Below are 17,573 nucleotides of genomic sequence, written 5' to 3'. Positions count from 1 at the left end.
TTTTCCTATGAAGGCACAGTCTGCCTGGAACGATTGACTCCCGTCCTACTTTACAGAACCTTGCGTAACGCCATTGATAATCCATTTTTGTGCAATCAGATAGACAATAATCATTGGTAGCAAGGCCATTAGATACGAGGCAAAGGCCAAATTAAAGTCGGTATTGAACTGCCCCTGAAATACATACTGGACGAGCGGTAGCGTATATTGCTCCGCATCGCTAATAATAATGAGCGGCAGCAGGAAGTCGTTATAGGTGGACAGACAAGTGAGAATTCCCACCGTAGCACTAATCGGCGCCATCAACGGAAAAATAATTTGCCAGAACGTGCCCCATGTCGTCGCCCCGTCTACCGTAGCCGCCTCTTCCAGCGCCACCGGAATGGAACGGATATAGCCAACATACACGAAAACATTAAACGCCAAACCATACACCGTATGCAGCATAATGAGACCCAACAGATTAGTCATATGAAGGCCCGAGGCCAGTTTTACAATCGGCAGCATGATGATCGGGAACGGTATAAACATGGCGCTCACAAAGTAAAAATATAATCCCTTAAAAAAGCGTCGCTGCATATTACGGGCAATCGCATAAGCGACCATCGAATTGGTTAGCAAAGTTAATATGACCGTCGATGTCGTGACCATCACACTGTTCTGAAAAGCGCTGAAGAAGTTGGTCATTTCTACGGCACGACTAAAATTTTCCCAATGCAGCTCGGTCGGAAAGGCAAAGGCGGAATGCGCCATCTGTTCGGGATTTTTAAGTGCTATCGTTACCGTCATATAGAGGGGAAACAGGATAAATATTGTCCCCAACGCTACCAGAAGCAGCACAGGCCAGTTGGTACGTCTGCTTGTTTTCATCAGTTATCCATCTCCCTTCTCTGGAGGAATCGCAGCTGTAAGATGGAAATGATCGCGATCACAATAAAGTAAATAACAGAGTTAGCCGACTGATAAGCAAATTCTCCGCCTTTAAATCCCCCTGTGTATATCAGGTGGGAAATCGACTGGGTGGCTCGTCCCGGCCCGCCATTCGTCAAAGCCACGATCTGATCGAACACCATCAGGGAATTTTTCATCGCCAATACCATATTAATCGTGAAAAACGGTGCAATTAACGGAAAGGTAATGCTCCAGAATTCGCGCCATTTACCCGCGCCGTCCAGGTTGGACGCCTCATACAGACTTGTCGGAATGGTTTGCAGCCCGGCCAGATAGAGAATCGTATTAAAGGCAATCCCCTGCCATACAGCTACGATGACAACCCCCACCCAAGCCAGTTGTTCGCTGCCCAAAATGTTCGTCGACAATGAGGTAATACCTAAATTTTTCCCCCAAATCGTAAATACGTTCGAGAACAAATAATTGAATATGTAACCCACGATTAGCACGCTCAAAATATTAGGCAGAAAATAAATACCGCGGAAAAAGTTACGAAACCGTATTTTAGCATTCAGCCCTAGCGCAATCAGCAAACTAAGGATATTAGTCGCAATGGTAACCACAATCGCAAATTTGAAAGTAAACCAGTATGCGTTCCCCACATTGTCGTCCTGAAACAAATTAATATAGTTCTTAAACCCGACAAAGTGATACTGATGACCAAAGCCGTTCCAGTTCGTAAGCGAATAATAAAAGCCCTGCAAGGCAGGCAAGGTCAAAAATACAAAAAACAATAGCACCGCTGGCACCGTCATCCAGTAAAAAGTCGTTAGTCGCTTATTCATGTCTCCTCCTCCTCTCCTATCGGCGGTTAGCTACCTTATCCCATTCTCGGTCCAGCTTGGCCAGATAAGCGTCGATGTCTCTGTTTTGCAGGAAGGCCTGCACAATCGAATTCAATTGGACCGCCTTGGGAATATAGTGATCGGCAAAATCAACGACGCGGCCCGATTTAAAATACGGCAACAGCTCTGCCACACTCGGATCATCCTGCGTGACTCCCTTCACCGCCGAAAACAGCGTTTGCTCTGTAATGTATTGCTTGCTGTTCTCCGGCTTCAACAAGAAGGCAATGAACTCCTCGGCTTCCTTTTTATGCGGAGTGCTCTCCGATACGGCTAATAGCGTATCTATACCGGACACCAGCTTGACTGCCTTTTCGTCATTCCCTGTCGGTAATGGGAAGAATCCAAGCTCCACTTTCGGATTGGCTTTGCGAATTTCAGATATGGCCCACGAGCCCTGAATGTACATCAATCCCTGCCCGTTAGCGAAGGCACGGTTACCGTCGGCATAGTTTTTGCCAAAATTATCACCATGTCCGTATTTCAATAGCTCCAGCTGCTTTTCCGCAACCTCGCGGTACTTGTCCTGAAAAGTGACCTGATTTTCACGCCGTTGCAGGAAAAAATCAATGCCCACCAGATTCGGGCCCAGCGCATTAAAGGGGAGGTTCGTTTGCCAATCATCTTTATATGTAAAATAGAACGGGATTTTTCCAGCAGCCTTGATCTTTTGCGCCGTTGCAATCAGCTCATCCCACGTTTTGGGCACCCGTAATCCCATTTCCTTAAAAAGCGTTTTGTTATACATCACACCATTCGCATTCGCAGCATAAGGAATTCCATACACGGGATCGACCCCGGTTACATCCTTAAGCATTTTGAGGTAAATCGGATCAATCGTACGTGGCAATTCTGTATTCGACAGGTCCGTAAAAATACCACTTTGCGCCAAAATGGAGTAGGTATCGGTGGCCCCAAGCCCTACAATGTCAGGTACATCGTTTTTGACAACCCGGGTAAATAATACAGTCTCTGCCTCTGGCGGGTTGACCTGTGTCACTTCAATACCGGGATGTTCCTGATTGAATTGAGAGATTAGCTTATCGAATGAACCCTTGGCCTCCGGCTTGTTTTGAAAAAACTCAATTTTCACCTTACCCGAAGCATCGTCCTTGTTGCATGCGCTTACAAAAAAAGCCAATAAAAGGATCGCCGCCAGTGTAGACAGCTTTTTGACCCAACACCACATACTCATACCTCCTCTTCCCCTATGTCAATCTATGCGAGACTAGACAATTAATACCCGTCCCTTATGGAAAAGAAACGATACTGCTACAACAATCTGATAACAGGAGGAACCAATGTTAAAAAAGATCCAATTGACCCTCAAACGGTCGGTTGGATCTTTCTTTTACTTTTATGATGTTCAGGTTACAAGTCTTATTTCTAAACAATCTTTTTTTCCCATCGTGTAAAACTAATAATGATACTTACCAGAATCAATCCACCTGCACACATCCAAAAATTAAAAGAACTGTCTACTCTTAAAGCAAGCATTATTTGCTGAAATGGGTCCATTAACATAATGAGGGGCCTAAACAACTCAAAGAGAAATACGGATAAGATAAGAATCACTATATAAGCAAATAGTGGCCGTGACACGAACAAACATACAGTGCTACTCAACATGAGCTTTACCAAGCAAACCAGCGTTAATACCAAATAAAACGAAAGTATGTAGGGTACGGCATCTGATGGGGAAGAGGCGACGGATGAACCATATTTAAAAAAAGTAGAGCTGTGTGGGAAAAACAACCATCCAGCGAATACACCTATAAGCAAGCTTGTCCCCATAAAAATGGCCGTTGAGACTGATAGTGCGAGCAACTTGGCAAACCAAAAATGAAAACGTCGATACGGTCGTAGCATATATAGCCTATATGCTCCAGAATAGAGATCGCCGCTTAACTGATCCACGTACAGAATGGGCAGGATTGCTGTAACTAGAAATAAGGCAACCTCACTCATCATCAGCCACGGCAGGTTCAGATTATTTACGACCACAGTTCCTTCACCAAAACGTAAGACCTTCGTACCCGTTACTTTATGGCTCCATATAATTGCAACCACGATGAATATATAGGCTATATATAATAAAAGAGTGGATTTGCGATTCCAAATTCGTTCCATTTCACTTCGCCAGATTGCCAGCATGAGGAAATCCCCCCCTAATACAGATAATCATCAGTCACAAAACGGCGGTATGCGCCCCAAGTAAACAAGATCAGATATAGACTAACAACAGTGATAATCGCCCCATTCACAGACGAATTGCCCATTAAGGACCTATCTAATCCTGTATGCTGCATATATGGAATAATCATAAATGCGATCACATTGTATAGGTATGGGATATGGGAAACAAAAGAGGCCAATTTTAAATATAATGAATCAAACAATAGAGAACCCAGATTGTATACCATACAAACACCGATGGCATACGTTACACTTTTGCTATACATAGCGACGAAACAATAGAAGGAGCATATTGCTAATAATGAGGCAAGCGCCCAACCATAGTATTTAAGCATCTGCAGTCCTTGAGATTCGGACAACCCCGCATCACTTACATCATATGAAAGAGTCCATACTTCAACGATCACCTGCGATGATACTGCAAATACAATGAGAAGAAACAAAATAGTAGCATTTAAAACCAGCAGTTTACTCCAGAAAATCTGTCCGCGGGTAAATCGGCGCATAAATAACAACCGCAGTTGCCCGCTTCGAAATTCCTCTGTATATACAGCAGCAGCTAAAGCAGCTACAGCTATGTTGCATACTAAAAACAAATTCTCACGCAGACCAGTAACGACAAAGTTTAAAGATAATACCTCAACAGGAACCTTCATCGTGCGCAAAAAATATACTCCTGTCGAACAAGCAAGCAGCGGCGTACATAACACCATGAGCCAGAACCACTTTCGTCTCCATAATCGCTCGAACTCACTGTATATTAATGATTTCATAGTCCCATCAATCCCATGAAAGCATCCTCTAGCCGTTGGCCGTCCTCTACTAGTTGATCAGCAGGTCCCTGCCAAACTAGCCTGCCCTCTTTGATAACAATGAGTTCGTCACACATCTGTTGCAGTTCATCCAACAGATGACTGGAGATAAAAAAGGCATAATTCGCTGAATCACGTAGCTGAAGCACGATATCTCTCAGCTCCCGCATTCCCATAGGATCAAGCCCATTAGACGGTTCATCCAGCAATAAAAGCTCAGGAGCACCCAGCATGGACTGCGCAATACCTAGCCTTTGCTTCATTCCCAGCGAATAGGTCTTCACCTTGTCATCTCCCCGTGTTTCCAGTCTCACCTTTGTAAGCAACTCTTCAATATGTATCTCCCGATCTGAGGGCACAATCTCAGAGTGTAACCGTGACAAATTGCGCAAAACCTGTCTGCCTGTCATATAATCAAAAAAGACCGGAGATTCAATGATAGCCCCCACCTTGGACAGCGCCTTTTCCCGATCCGTCTGTACATCATATGAAGCTATCTTTACAGAGCCGCTGGTTGGCTGCATTAATCCGGTCATGATTCGCATCATTGTAGTTTTACCAGCTCCATTAGGTCCGATGAATCCATATATCTTCCCTTTCTGAAGCTTAAAGGAAACACGGTCTAACAAATGCCTTTTCCCCATTCTTTTCGTTACCTGACTGACCTCCAGCAAGGAGTCTGACATACTATTCCCTCCATCCATAACAAATCACAACATAGCCAACGCGTGCATTTGATATGTAAGATCATGATGGACAACACAGACTTCGCTTAACAATGAAACAAATTATTTATTCAATTTAAAAAATATCACATGTTGCGAAATGCAAACAACTCACTTTATATGTAAAATATAATGATAATGACACATCAATACCATTTATCTTAATTAATGGTCATTAATTTTCGTGATGATCTCTTTGTCTTTACACTGCAAAAAAGGTAGCCCTTTAGTAAACGTTCTACCTCAGGGCTACCCTCTATAAAACAAACTGTTTTCTATCCAGTAACTACTAACCTGTCACCTACTCCAGTTCAACCCACTCGCCGAGCAACGTGTCCAGCTCCGCTTGCAGTCGCTCACGCGCGTCCCACAGCTCCGCCATGTATATCGTGTCGTCGCTTGTGCCGAGCAGCTCCAGCTCGGCATCCGCCGCCGCCAATTCTGCTTCTTTGGCGGCGATGGCCCGCTCCAACCGCTCGCTGGATGCAGCGGGCGTGCGTGATGGCTTCGCGGCCTTCGCTTCGCGTGCCCCAGACCCGGCAGCGGGCGAGCCCAAGCGACCTGAGCGTGCACGGCTCGCATCGTCTTCCGTAGTCGCTCCCGTATGCGCAGCCGCCCCCATGCCATTGCTCGCTACACTGGAATGTACAGCTGTGCCCGAGCCTGAGCCGCCACCCGATGCGGCTCTGCTTGCAGATGTCGGGCGTGTCCCGGTATCCCCCTCGCTCTGTAGACGAGCGTTCTCCAGCTCCCGCTTCTTCGCTCGGTACTCATCAAAGCTGCCTAGATAAAAGGTCAGCTTTCCAGCCTCCAGCTCCCACACGCGCCCTGCCAGCTTGTTCACAAAGTAGCGGTCATGTGAAATCGCCAGCACCGTTCCCGTGTAGGTGTCCAGCGCTTCCTCCAGTGCCTCGCGTGAGTCAATGTCCAGATGGTTCGTCGGCTCATCCAGCACCAACAAATTTGGCTTTTTCATGACCAGCAACGCCAGCCGCAAGCGGGACCATTCGCCACCGGACAGCATGCTCACGGGCTTAAACACATCGGCACCGTAAAATAAATACTTCGCTAGCAACCCGCGTGCCTCGCCTTCTTCCACCCCTGCTTCCTCCTTGAAGTAAGCAAGCACAGTCGCCCGGCTATTCCGTTCTCTCTCTTGCTGCGCCAAATATCCGTACTCCACGCGCGCACCCCACTGGACCGTGCCTGCATCTGCGCTTTCCTGACCAAGCAGAAGCTTGAGCAACGTCGTTTTGCCTGACCCATTATCACCCAGCAAGGCCACCTTTTCGCCGAATTCCAAACTACCCGTTGCCCCGTTTAATATCTGGCGCTCTCCATAGGCTTTAACAATTTCTTCAAACTGCAGCACCCGGCGACCGGAACGATCCTCCAGCTTTAAGTGAAATTCCGCCCCCTGCGGGTCCAATACAGGCCGCTTCACCAGTTCCATGCGCTCCAACGCCTTACGAATGGATGCTGCTTTTTTGAAAAACTTTTCGTTATCGCCATTGCGACCCCACTCTTCAAAACGCCGAATGGCCTCTTTCATCTTTTTGATCCGCTTTTGCTGTTCCTTATAATCTTCAAATTGTAGTAGCAATCGTTCTTCCTTTTCCTTAACATAGCCGCTGTAGTTCGTATAATACGTAAACGCCTCGCCATCCTCGAGCTCAATCATTTTAACGGCGACCCGATCCAGAAAATAACGATCATGAGATACAACCACACACGCACCTGTATAGCCCTGCAAAAATTGCTCCAGCCATTCCAGCCCTTTCAAATCCAGATGGTTGGTCGGCTCATCCAGCAGCAGCAAATCCGGTCGTCCGATGAGTTGTGATGCCAGCGCTATTTTTGTTTTCTCTCCACCCGACAGCGAGCCGAAGCTGCGCGTATACATACCTTTGGGAATACGCAGCCCATCCGCTACCTGGTCAATGTTTGCATCCATTTCATAGCCGCCATTGCGTTCAAACCGTTCCTGCAAGGCAGCATACGATTGCAGTAGCTTCTCCAGAAGGCTCGCATCCGCTGCCACAACCGGATCTGACATTTCCCGTTCCAGTGTGCTCATCTGTTTGCGGCAATCCTTCAGCTCACGATAGGCGTAAGCCAGCGTTTCATACACGGTGAAGCTCTCAAACTCCGCCGGAATTTGCGGTAAATAGCCGATTTTCGTATCCTTGGCGATGACGAGCTGCCCTTCATCCGGGCGGGACAAACGTGCGATTAGGCGTAATAGGGTGGTTTTACCGCTTCCGTTGCGGCCGATGAGCCCCACCTTTTCTCCCGTATGGATATCAAACGATGCACCATCCAAAATCAGATTGGCAGCGTGGTATTTTTTCAATTGTTGACCGTTTACTATATACATGTTCAGGCTCTCCTTTATTTAGGAAGACCCTTACCCTGGTAACACAAAAAGAGCCGCAGGAGCAACCCTGCGACTCTTCGGAAGATACAGAAATCCGTTCGAGTTAAGGTAGGCGTCTTCTCGCGATGTTTACAACCGTATGATTAAAATTGGACAGACTTCTCCCGTTGTATGGAAAAGCATGAACAATGCCAGCCATAGCAATCGGCAGCTGGCTAATACGGTTGTTCAGCATCTCGTGATTCACCTACCTCACCTCCTTCTTCATAATTGTGTGTAGTATAACATGTTTGCTCGTATTATGAAAGAGGACGATGGTCCATCGAACTATGAAACAGAGTGGTGTCCTCTGACAGCCTGCGAAGTCCCGGCTCTGGTAATCGAAAATACGCCGCAGACAAAAGCAACAATCACAAATGCCCCACCCACCCAAGCGTTCGTGGCAACAGATTCACTATTCTCAATCACTACTCCTCCCAAGGCAGAACCGAGAGCGATCCCGACCTGGAGCGCGGAGAAATTAAAGCTTTGCTGAATACTACCCGATTCGGGTGCATTTTCAATAAGATAACTTTGCATCGGGGGCGACAAGGCCCAACTCAGTATGCCCCAGATAATCAGTAGTGGCGCAAATACATAAATCGAGTGAATTGAGAATGGCAGCAAGAACATCACGGCGATAAACACGCCTACGACGACTAGAATACTTTTCGCCGTGCCGAACCGATCTGCCAAAGAGCCGCCAATAAAACCACCGCTCACTGCCGCCAGCCCAAAGACAAAATAGGCCACACTAACCCATGAAGCGTTCAAGCCCATCATATTTTCTAAAAACGGAGTGAAATACGCATATAACGTGTAATGGCCCGCCAGTGTCAGCGTGGTCACCAAATGAGCACTGATGACTTTAACATTTTTTAAGGATTTCAACTGATCACGCATAGGTACAACATGTTCTGTCGGAATCCGCTCCATAAACAAGTTGATAACGATCATAGCAACGACCGTCAACAAAGCAATGATCAGGAAAAGCACCCGCCAGCCAAATGCATTTCCAATCAGCACCCCGGCTGGAATACCTAGAACGATGGAGGAGCTAACCCCCATGGAGATGACACCGAGGACACGAGCTTGATAAGCCTTGGACACCACTTTGACTGCAATGGTCAGTGACAATGTCACGATCAGCGACCCGCTTGCAGCGGTAATGATACGGGATACAAACAAGACTGCATAATTCGGACTCCAGAAGGCCAGCAGACTTCCCAGAATAAAAATAAACATCGACCACAGGTACAGTCGTTTTCGTTCAATTTTGGCTGTCAACGCCAACAGAGTTGGCCCAGCAATAGCATACACGAGCGCATAGATCATGATAAGCTGTCCTGCCGTGCTTACGGAGACATTCAAATCCTGTGCAATTTGGGGTAGCACGCCACCGATAATCAGCTCCACCAGCCCCACCGTAAAGGTCGCAATCGTTAAAATAACTACTTTGAAGTTCATTACATTAGCTCCTTTGCTGTCATGTAAATTCCCTCGTATTACGCAAAAAAATCCTGACCACAAGAAATGTACAAGACGTACACTTTTTGTAATCAGGATTTATCGGTTCCTGGTAGAGACCCTCAAACCATATTATTGAGGTTATACAAATGGGGCATTCATTTATTACGCATTCACGAAGGTTATAGCTATTACTATAAAGGAGCCTGTGGCTAAGTTCAACCCCCTACAGCCGCAAAAATTCGCTCATAGCACGATCCGACAGATAAGGTAGGTACTCATGACCGTATTCGTGATACAGGAGTATTTCCTTGTCTGATACGATTTTATTGTACACCGCAAACTGCGTGGAAGGCGGACAGATGATGTCCGACAGTCCTGTCACAAACAACACACGACCACGAATACGATCTGCCAAATGTTGAATATCGATGTAGCCTAGTCGGTGAAAGAGCTCCTCCTCGCGCAGATGGTTCGGATCAAACCAACGAAAATAATAAACTAGTTCTTCATATGCAGATGTAGTGGCATCCAGCATCCAGGCTCTTTTATAGTCCGACAGAAACGGATATACCGGAACTGCCATACGGACACGCGGCTCCAATGCAGCGCAGGCAACCGTCAGAGCCCCTCCCTGGGAGCAGCCAAATGCGCCGATCCGTTCAGGATCGACCTGCTCCATAGACATCAGAATGCGCACCGTCTGCACGGTATCCAAAAATACATTGCGGTAATACAACCGATCCGGGTCCGGGTCGTCAATCCCTCGGATGATATGGCCGCGTACCGTCGTTCCCTGAACCTGCAAATTGTCCTCGGACAGCCCACCTTGCCCCCGGCAATCCATGGCCAGCACAGTGAATCCGTGTGCCGCATAGCTTACCTTGTCGAACCAGTCGCCACTGTCGCAGGAATATCCATGAAACATGGCCAAAGCTGGCCCTTGTTCCGTAAGGTGCTTGGGACGAGCCAGCTTCCCATGAACCTTTGCTCCGCCCACTCCAGTAAAATATAGATGGTAACACTCCACCATCGGAGAGACAAAATCAGCAGGCTCCAGTGTATAATCAAGCGGCTGCCGCTCCAGCTCCTGTAATGCCCGTTCCCAGTATGCGTCAAAATCCGGCGGCTTCGGGTTACTCCCCATATATGACTGCAATTGCTGTAAAGACATATCCTCCGGCATTCAAGTTCCTCCTACATCCGACCTGACTCACGGTCGTCTGCGACCACTTCATCCGTTGCGATGACATACTTCATAATGTCAGACACTGTCGTGTATGCAATACCTACATACGTGTCAGCGGCTCCATAATAAATCGCAATCCGCCCGGTGTCCGCATCATGCAGCGTAGCACACGGGAACACCACATTCGGCACAAACCCCCGCTCTTCGTACCATTCCTCCGGGGTCAGCACGAAATTCGAGGAACGATATTTAACTTTAGACGGATCATCCAGGTCAAGAACGGCTACGCCCATACTGTATACCAGCCCATTGCACGTGCCTGTCACCCCGTGGTAGAACATCAGCCAGCCCTCTGTCGTCTCAATCGGAGCCGGTCCGCCGCCAATCTTTACCGATTGCCACCAGCCCTGTCCGCCCTTGCTCATGACATGACGGTGCTTGCCCCAATAGACCAAGTCAGGACTTTCACTCAGAAAAATGTCGCCAAATGGTGTATGTCCGCTGTCGCTCGGACGGGATAGCAACATAAAGTTTCCGTTTAGCTTGCGGGGCAACAGCACACCATTACGATTAAACGGCAGGAACGGATTTTCCAATCGTACAAAGCTTTTAAAATCCTTCGTTTGTGCTATCCCCAATGCTGCACCGTAAAAATCTGTACACCAGATGATATAATACGTGTCCTCCACGCGAACCAGACGCGGATCGTAAGCATAATTAGGCTGGTAATCGTTCCCTTCCTCATCAACCAAATGCAAACGTTCTGTCTCAATGTCCCAAGCCAACCCGTCGTCACTCCAGCCTAGGTGCAAATGCGGACGTCCATTAATCGTTTCAGCCCGGAATACTCCTACAAACCGTCCCTCATACGGAGCTACTGCACTGTTGAAAATACGGGCAATGCCCGGTACCGGATTCCGTCCAATGACCGGATTCTCACTATGTCTCCATACCGGAGCCTCACTGCCTTCAGGCTTATCCTGCCACGGCATTTCCGGCAGACTACCTCCCACAATTCGTACGCTATCTACTCCCAAATCCACATTCAATTTATTCATACGTGTATTCCCCTCTCACCGAGATATTTGATTCACCAAATTTTCTGTTTCGCCATTGTTCTATTTCACCGAACCCTGCGCGAAACCGTTATAGATATATTTTTGTAATGATAAAAACGCAATCAGCGTCGGAATAATGGCAATGATTATGCCCGCGCTAATGACTTCCCATTGCGAGCCATATGGCCCTTTAAACTTGAACAGCGCCGTCGATATGACCTGAAGGCTTGTTTTGGGCATATACAGGAACGGGGTGTAAAAGTCGTTGTAAATATTAACGCCCTTGATAATGATCACCGTCACAATGGCAGGCTTCAGCAGGGGCAAGATAATGCGCCAGTAGATCGTCAGATAGGAGGCACCATCCAGCATGGCCGATTCATCCAGCGCCACCGCGATGGAATCCAGAAATTGCAGAAAAATATACACCGCAATAATATCCGTTCCCAAATACAGCAAGATCGCCGCCCAAGGCGTGTTAAACAGCTCCAGCTTGTTGATTATTTGGAATGTCGACACCTGTGTCGTCACCCCCGGAATGAGCGTGGCGAGCAAGAACGCACCCAGCATGAGACTTTTGCCCTTAAATTTAAAACGGTTCAAAATATACGCGATCATGGAACCCGTCAACGTAGCTCCGATGATCGAAATCAACAGGATAAAAGCTGTGTTCGCAAATCCGGTCAGCATATTTCCGTTGATAAAGGCTTTGGTATAGTTAGCCCAATTCAGCCAGTTCACAGGGGGAGTCAGAGGACTGGTTGCCGCATATTCAGCCTTCGTCTTCAAAGATGCAAACAAAATTACGACAATCGGCAGCAGTGCAATGAACGCACCTAGTAGTAGCGCGGCATACTTGATGCTGCTACCCAGTATTCTTTTCAGCTTATACATGATTAGTCCTCCTCTCCCCGAATTAGCAACCGTTGAAGCAGCGTAACAGCAATCACGATCAGCAGCAGAACGACCGCCATCGCTGAGGCCAAACCGACCTTGCTGTATTTGAATGCCACATCAAGCGTCTGAATGACGAATGTTTCACTGCCGTTGGAGCCACCGGTCATAATATACGGGATGTCGAACGCACTGATCGCCCCGCTAATCGCCAAGATGAGATTCAACTGCAAAATCCGCTTGATACTCGGCAAAATAATAGAGCGGAACTGATGCCAGCGGTTAGCCCCGTCTATATCAGACGCTTCATACAGATCACTAGATATGGAGGAAATCGCACCGAGAAACACGATAAAGTTAAAGCCCATGTATCTCCAGATCGACGTGCCAGCCAGCGAAATATTGATAATCTCCGGGTTGCCCAGCCACAGCTTGACATACGAACCCAGCCCCACTGCCTGAAGCAGTGTATCAAGGGTACCGTCTGGCTTAAAAAAGAATAGGAAAATAAAACCAATAGCTACCCCGTTCATCAAGGAAGGAAAAAACAAAACGCCTTTAAAGAAATTTTTAAACCAGGTTTGAAAGCTGAGAATGGTTGCAAAATAAAGGGCCAGCCCCATCTGTACAAACGTGGCTACAAAGTAATACAGACTGACCTTAAACACCGAGAAATACTCGGGGTCGGTAAAGATTTTGATATAGTTTTCAAAACCCACATATTCCAGACGCTTACTATAACCGTTCCAGTCCGAAAAGCTGTACTTAAACATATTGATCACTGGCAAGTACGCAAAAGTGATCAGCAGCGCTAGCGGAATAATTGAAAAGGCAACAATAATCGCCAATCTTTGTTTGGAGTAGCTGAGATTCGAAAATTTTAACATGCTGCACCTCCTGGCTATCCGTCCATCGACTGCTACGTCGATCCTTTCTTTTCGTCTGTTCAGATGGCTATTTTGCTTCCTTTGCAGCCACTTCAGCACGCGCCTTCACCCATGCGTCGTTCAGATCCTTCATAATGGTGTCATACGATTCCGGGCGGTTACCGACCGCTGCCTCAATAATGCGTTTTTTGAAGTCAGGCTGCCACAAGCCGATTTCTCCCTTTTTGTCGATTTTATCGACAATCCCTTCCTGTCCTTTTGGAGACGGAGTGAGCGTTTCAAAAACGACTCCCTGATCTTCGTATTGCTTCAAAATGCTAGGCATTGGGGCACCCTTCAGCGGACTAATGCTACCTGCCTGCTCTACGGCATAGTTGGACTTTTCGGTAAACCAATCCACCCAGGCACGGGCCGCCGGTTTATTTTCACTATTTACGTTAATACCGAGGTTAAAATCACCAGCCAGAGGCACAAGTACCTTGGAGGCATTCGTCGGGAAAGGCATAAAACCGATATCATCCTTGTTAGAAGCTGTGCTTTTGATCTGGTCAATCGCCCAAGAGCCAAGCACCATCGTACCGATTTTGCCTTGAGCGAGATCCGCCTTGGAGGTCTCCCAATCCGTAGTCGTTGGATCTTTTTCAATCAGGCCTTTTTTAGCTGCATCGTATAGGACCTTATACAGTTCATAGTGAGGCTGGCCCTTTGTGAAATTGTCATCTGTATTCGGTTGTGTGACATTCACGTATTCCTTTGTACCCGCCAATGTTGCCAGACTAGACTCCCACTGGGTCAGTGCCCAACCAGAGGCATAGTTCGTAAACAGCGGCACTGCCTTGGTTTTGTCCTTAATCTGCTGTAACGCTGTCAGGAATTGGTCCGGTGTTTTGGGAAGCTGCGTGATTCCTGCGTCCTTGAACACCTTTTTGTTATAAATCACACCAGAGTAAACCATCGCAATCGGAATACCGTAGCTGTTATGATCCACCGTACGTTCTTCAAGGCCGGTATACTTGTTTTTCATCTCCTCATAAGTACCCAGCGGCTCGAAAAAATTGGGCAGCTCTTCAACTGGAATACTGCCAGGGATCAGCAAAACATCCCCGTAATCCCTGGTCCCCATCCGAATTTTAATTTGACCCTCATAATCGGCCAATGCCTGAAAATTGACCTTCACGTTCGGATAAAGCTTGTTAAATTCCTTGGCGTAGTCCTGAAACACCGTATCCACAATATCTGTCCGCTGTGTGATAACCGTAATTTCACCTTCCACATCCTTTGGATCAGAGCTGGCAGCTGGCTCATCCTTCTTTGAGGTACAGCCAGCAAACAGCCCCGCTAACAAAACCACGGATAGTAATGACATCAAAACCTTGGACAACTTCATGAGACGACTCCTCCTGTTGTTTTCGAATAAGGTTATCGTTAAGCTAACAAAATCATTCTATTATGTTAGCGCTTACTATGTCAATTACAATATTATTTTTGTAAAGTGGAATGGGTCACACCTTATGAAAAAACACCAATTTAGCATGGTTGACAGTTTACAAACAGCTAGATATGATACTACTGTAAAGTTAACGATAACTTAATAATTTATTTTCCGAAGGAGGCTTTGTCTCTTGGAAACATTACTGGACGAAATTAGACAGGAATGGAAGGAACACATACTCCCATTCTGGCTTGGACTGAAGGATGAGACACACGGTGGGTTTTACGGCGAGGTGGACGTGGATCTGCACATTCATAACCAAGCCGACAAAGGAGGGATTGCCACTGCACGGCTACTCTGGTCATTCTCGGCGGCTGCCCGTGTAACAGGGGAAGATACCTATGCAGAAGCCGCACGACATGCATTCACATTCCTGCGAGATCACCTGCTTGATCCATTACATGGAGGAATGTACTGGATGGTGGACTACACCGGGCAACCCGTGGACACGTGCAAGCATGTATACGCGCAGGCATTCGCGATCTATGCGATAGCAGAGTATGCACGTGCCACAGACGACCCGAATGCATTACCACTAGCTATGGAGCTGTTCCACCTGCTGGAGCAAAAAGGATATGATCCCACCCGGCAGGCATACGGCGAACAATATGACCGCTCGTGGAACACGCAGCCTAATGAGCTACTCAGCGAAAATGGGGTTACCGCGCATATCACCATGAATACGCATATTCATGTTTTGGAGGCGTACACCCAATTGCTGCGCGTCTGGCCAAATGAAGAGGTTCGAGAGGCACTGACGAACGTACTGGATATTTTATATCATCGTGTTTACGATCCTTCTGCCCGACGACTGGGGGTATTTTTCGACCGTGAATGGCGCTCTCTGCTTGACCTAACCTCATATGGTCACGACATCGAAGCCAGCTGGTTGATTGAGGACGCTATGAGTGTGTTGGGTTATTACCCGTCAGAATACGTGGATATGGTGATAGATATTGCCAATGCGGTAGCAGAGCGCGCTGTTCAGCTGGACGGATCGCTCATCAATGAGCGGGAAGGAGAGCGGGTAGACACCTCACGTATCTGGTGGGTACAGGCCGAGGGGATGGTTGGTTTTTATAATGCGTTTCAACGTACAAAAGACGAACGTTTTTTGCAAATTGTGAAAAATCTATGGTCCTATACCCGGCAACATATCATCGATCCGCGCCCCGGAGGCGAATGGTTCTGGTCCGTTCAAGCGGATGGTAAGCCTGTTGCGAGAGAGGTTGCAGGACCTTGGAAGTGCCCTTATCACAACAGCCGATTTTGCATAGAAATGCTAGAAAGGATGGAAAACCAATGATCCATAGCAAATATAATGAGCTGCGGTTGCAGCAAGAGGAACTGATTACACGCCCCAATGAGGTTAAAACTACCTTTTATAATGGTATCTACGAACGCTACATCTACCCCGTGCTCACACGCCATCACGTTCCACTTCACTGGCGGTTTGATCTAGATGCGCAAACCAATCCCTTTTTCATGGAGCGGCTGGGTGTAAATGCGGCATTGAATCCAGGGGCGATCTATCATGAAGGAAAATACATTCTTGTTTCGCGCACAGAAGGACTGGATCGAAAGTCATTTTTTGCTTTGGCAGAGAGCGATAACGGCATTGATCAATTTCGATTCATTGACGCTCCCCTCGTATGGGAGGATATCGACCCGGAAGAAACAAATATGTACGATATGCGATTGGTAAAGCATGAGGACGGCTGGATTTACGGTATTTATTGCTCAGAGAAAAAAGACCCTGACGCGCCACCCCACGATACCTCCAGTGCTGTCGCTCAGGCCGGACTGGTCCGCACTCGTGATCTTCGTACATGGACCCGGCTTCCCAACATCACTACCCAGTCCCCCCAGCAGCGCAACGTTGTCCTGCACCCTGAATTTGTGGACGGTCAATATGCCTTCTATACTCGTCCCCAGGACGGGTTTATTTCCACCGGTTCAGGCGGAGGCATCGCCTTCGGCCTGTGCAAAGATATTACACAACCCGTGATTGAACACGAAACCGTCATTGATGAGCGTTGTTATCATACGGTGTACGAAGCCAAGAACGGGCAGGGTCCTGCCCCGATCAAGACCAGTCGCGGCTGGATTCATATCGCTCACGGGGTACGTAATACAGCCGCCGGGCTGCGGTATGTGCTATATACCTTTGCCACCAGTCTGGAAGACCCAACTCGCGTCATTGCCAAGCCCGGCGGGCACTTTCTGGCTCCTTATGATGAGGAACGCGTGGGCGACGTTTCGAATGTTATTTTTTGCAACGGGGCTGTTGTTAACGAGCAAGATGAAGTCTTTATTTACTACGCGTCCAGCGATACCCGTATTCACGTAGCGACGACCACCATCGCTCGACTGGAGGACTACACCTTCAATACACCATCCGATCCCTTGCGCTCTCTCGGCAGCGCCGCTGTTCGCCGCGAGCTAATTCATCACAATGAAGCGCTATTGCAAGCACACTCCCGTCCTTCCCAGCGGACATAAGCCGCAGGCTTTATCCTGCTTGCGGAACCATGTATACTATCCATAGAACAACTGTTACCCGCAGGCTAATAGTTATTCTATGGGCAGCTACGCTGCTGGGTTTTTTTGGATTTCACAGGCGGCTAAGCTACTGATATAT

Annotated in this window: 16 protein-coding genes and 1 riboswitch; of the genes, 2 read left to right on the top strand and 14 right to left on the bottom strand. The window is 47.6% G+C overall.

Annotated elements, in window-relative coordinates; genetic code table 11:
* Window positions 1-45 precede the first annotated feature (45 nt).
* From NLX78_RS06350 to NLX78_RS06285, 14 genes are all read right to left on the bottom strand, one after another.
* Window positions 46-870 carry a carbohydrate ABC transporter permease gene (locus NLX78_RS06350; protein WP_254349921.1) on the bottom strand — a complete coding sequence of 275 codons (825 nt, stop codon included), beginning with the start codon at window positions 868-870 and terminating at the stop codon, window positions 46-48.
* A complete protein-coding gene (locus NLX78_RS06345; RefSeq protein ID WP_254349920.1) occupies window positions 870-1,736 on the bottom strand; it encodes a carbohydrate ABC transporter permease in 867 nt (288 codons plus the stop codon). The genes NLX78_RS06350 and NLX78_RS06345 overlap by 1 nt, the downstream gene beginning before the upstream one ends.
* A gap of 16 nt (window positions 1,737-1,752) precedes the next feature.
* Window positions 1,753-2,985 carry an ABC transporter substrate-binding protein gene (locus NLX78_RS06340; RefSeq protein ID WP_254349955.1) on the bottom strand — a complete coding sequence of 411 codons (1,233 nt, stop codon included), beginning with the start codon at window positions 2,983-2,985 and terminating at the stop codon, window positions 1,753-1,755.
* A 197-nt stretch (window positions 2,986-3,182) separates the two neighbouring features.
* Window positions 3,183-3,950, bottom strand: a complete 768-nt coding sequence (locus tag NLX78_RS06335; RefSeq protein ID WP_250266907.1) for an ABC transporter permease — start codon at window positions 3,948-3,950, stop codon at window positions 3,183-3,185.
* 14 nt (window positions 3,951-3,964) lie between these two features.
* Window positions 3,965-4,765 carry an ABC transporter permease gene (locus NLX78_RS06330; RefSeq protein WP_250266908.1) on the bottom strand — a complete coding sequence of 267 codons (801 nt, stop codon included), beginning with the start codon at window positions 4,763-4,765 and terminating at the stop codon, window positions 3,965-3,967.
* A complete protein-coding gene (locus NLX78_RS06325; protein WP_250266909.1) occupies window positions 4,762-5,490 on the bottom strand; it encodes an ABC transporter ATP-binding protein in 729 nt (242 codons plus the stop codon). The genes NLX78_RS06330 and NLX78_RS06325 overlap by 4 nt, the downstream gene beginning before the upstream one ends.
* Before the next feature lie 340 nt (window positions 5,491-5,830).
* Complete coding sequence (abc-f, locus tag NLX78_RS06320) at window positions 5,831-7,906, bottom strand: ribosomal protection-like ABC-F family protein (protein WP_254349919.1); 2,076 nt, start codon at window positions 7,904-7,906, stop codon at window positions 5,831-5,833.
* Window positions 7,907-8,009: 103 nt separating this feature from the next.
* Window positions 8,010-8,153, bottom strand: a complete 144-nt coding sequence (locus tag NLX78_RS06315) for an RAxF-45 family protein (RefSeq protein ID WP_016822706.1) — start codon at window positions 8,151-8,153, stop codon at window positions 8,010-8,012.
* An 80-nt stretch (window positions 8,154-8,233) separates the two neighbouring features.
* Complete coding sequence (locus tag NLX78_RS06310) at window positions 8,234-9,412, bottom strand: MFS transporter (RefSeq protein WP_235306641.1); 1,179 nt, start codon at window positions 9,410-9,412, stop codon at window positions 8,234-8,236.
* Between the two features lie 69 nt (window positions 9,413-9,481).
* A riboswitch (purine riboswitch) is annotated at window positions 9,482-9,581 on the bottom strand.
* A gap of 57 nt (window positions 9,582-9,638) precedes the next feature.
* Window positions 9,639-10,598: an acetylxylan esterase gene (locus NLX78_RS06305; RefSeq protein ID WP_165177986.1), complete on the bottom strand. Its 960-nt coding sequence runs from the start codon at window positions 10,596-10,598 to the stop codon at window positions 9,639-9,641.
* An 11-nt stretch (window positions 10,599-10,609) separates the two neighbouring features.
* A complete protein-coding gene (locus NLX78_RS06300) occupies window positions 10,610-11,659 on the bottom strand; it encodes a glycoside hydrolase family 130 protein (RefSeq protein ID WP_250260146.1) in 1,050 nt (349 codons plus the stop codon).
* A gap of 60 nt (window positions 11,660-11,719) precedes the next feature.
* A complete protein-coding gene (locus NLX78_RS06295; RefSeq protein ID WP_061829465.1) occupies window positions 11,720-12,553 on the bottom strand; it encodes a carbohydrate ABC transporter permease in 834 nt (277 codons plus the stop codon).
* Window positions 12,554-12,555: 2 nt separating this feature from the next.
* Window positions 12,556-13,440, bottom strand: a complete 885-nt coding sequence (locus tag NLX78_RS06290; RefSeq protein WP_209947671.1) for a carbohydrate ABC transporter permease — start codon at window positions 13,438-13,440, stop codon at window positions 12,556-12,558.
* Between the two features lie 67 nt (window positions 13,441-13,507).
* A complete protein-coding gene (locus NLX78_RS06285) occupies window positions 13,508-14,827 on the bottom strand; it encodes an ABC transporter substrate-binding protein (protein ID WP_254349918.1) in 1,320 nt (439 codons plus the stop codon).
* A gap of 235 nt (window positions 14,828-15,062) precedes the next feature.
* On the opposite strand from NLX78_RS06285, the gene NLX78_RS06280 reads away from it, so the two are divergent.
* Complete coding sequence (locus tag NLX78_RS06280) at window positions 15,063-16,238, top strand: AGE family epimerase/isomerase (protein ID WP_254349917.1); 1,176 nt, start codon at window positions 15,063-15,065, stop codon at window positions 16,236-16,238.
* Window positions 16,235-17,434 carry a glycoside hydrolase family 130 protein gene (locus NLX78_RS06275; protein WP_250260144.1) on the top strand — a complete coding sequence of 400 codons (1,200 nt, stop codon included), beginning with the start codon at window positions 16,235-16,237 and terminating at the stop codon, window positions 17,432-17,434. Before NLX78_RS06280 ends, NLX78_RS06275 begins: the two co-directional genes overlap by 4 nt.
* The last annotated feature ends 139 nt before the right edge of the window (window positions 17,435-17,573 follow it).

This window comes from Paenibacillus sp. Lou8.1 (assembly GCF_024213565.1).
Lineage (GTDB): Bacteria > Bacillota > Bacilli > Paenibacillales > Paenibacillaceae > Paenibacillus > Paenibacillus polymyxa_B.
This window is presented reverse-complemented; position numbering and strand designations above follow the sequence as displayed.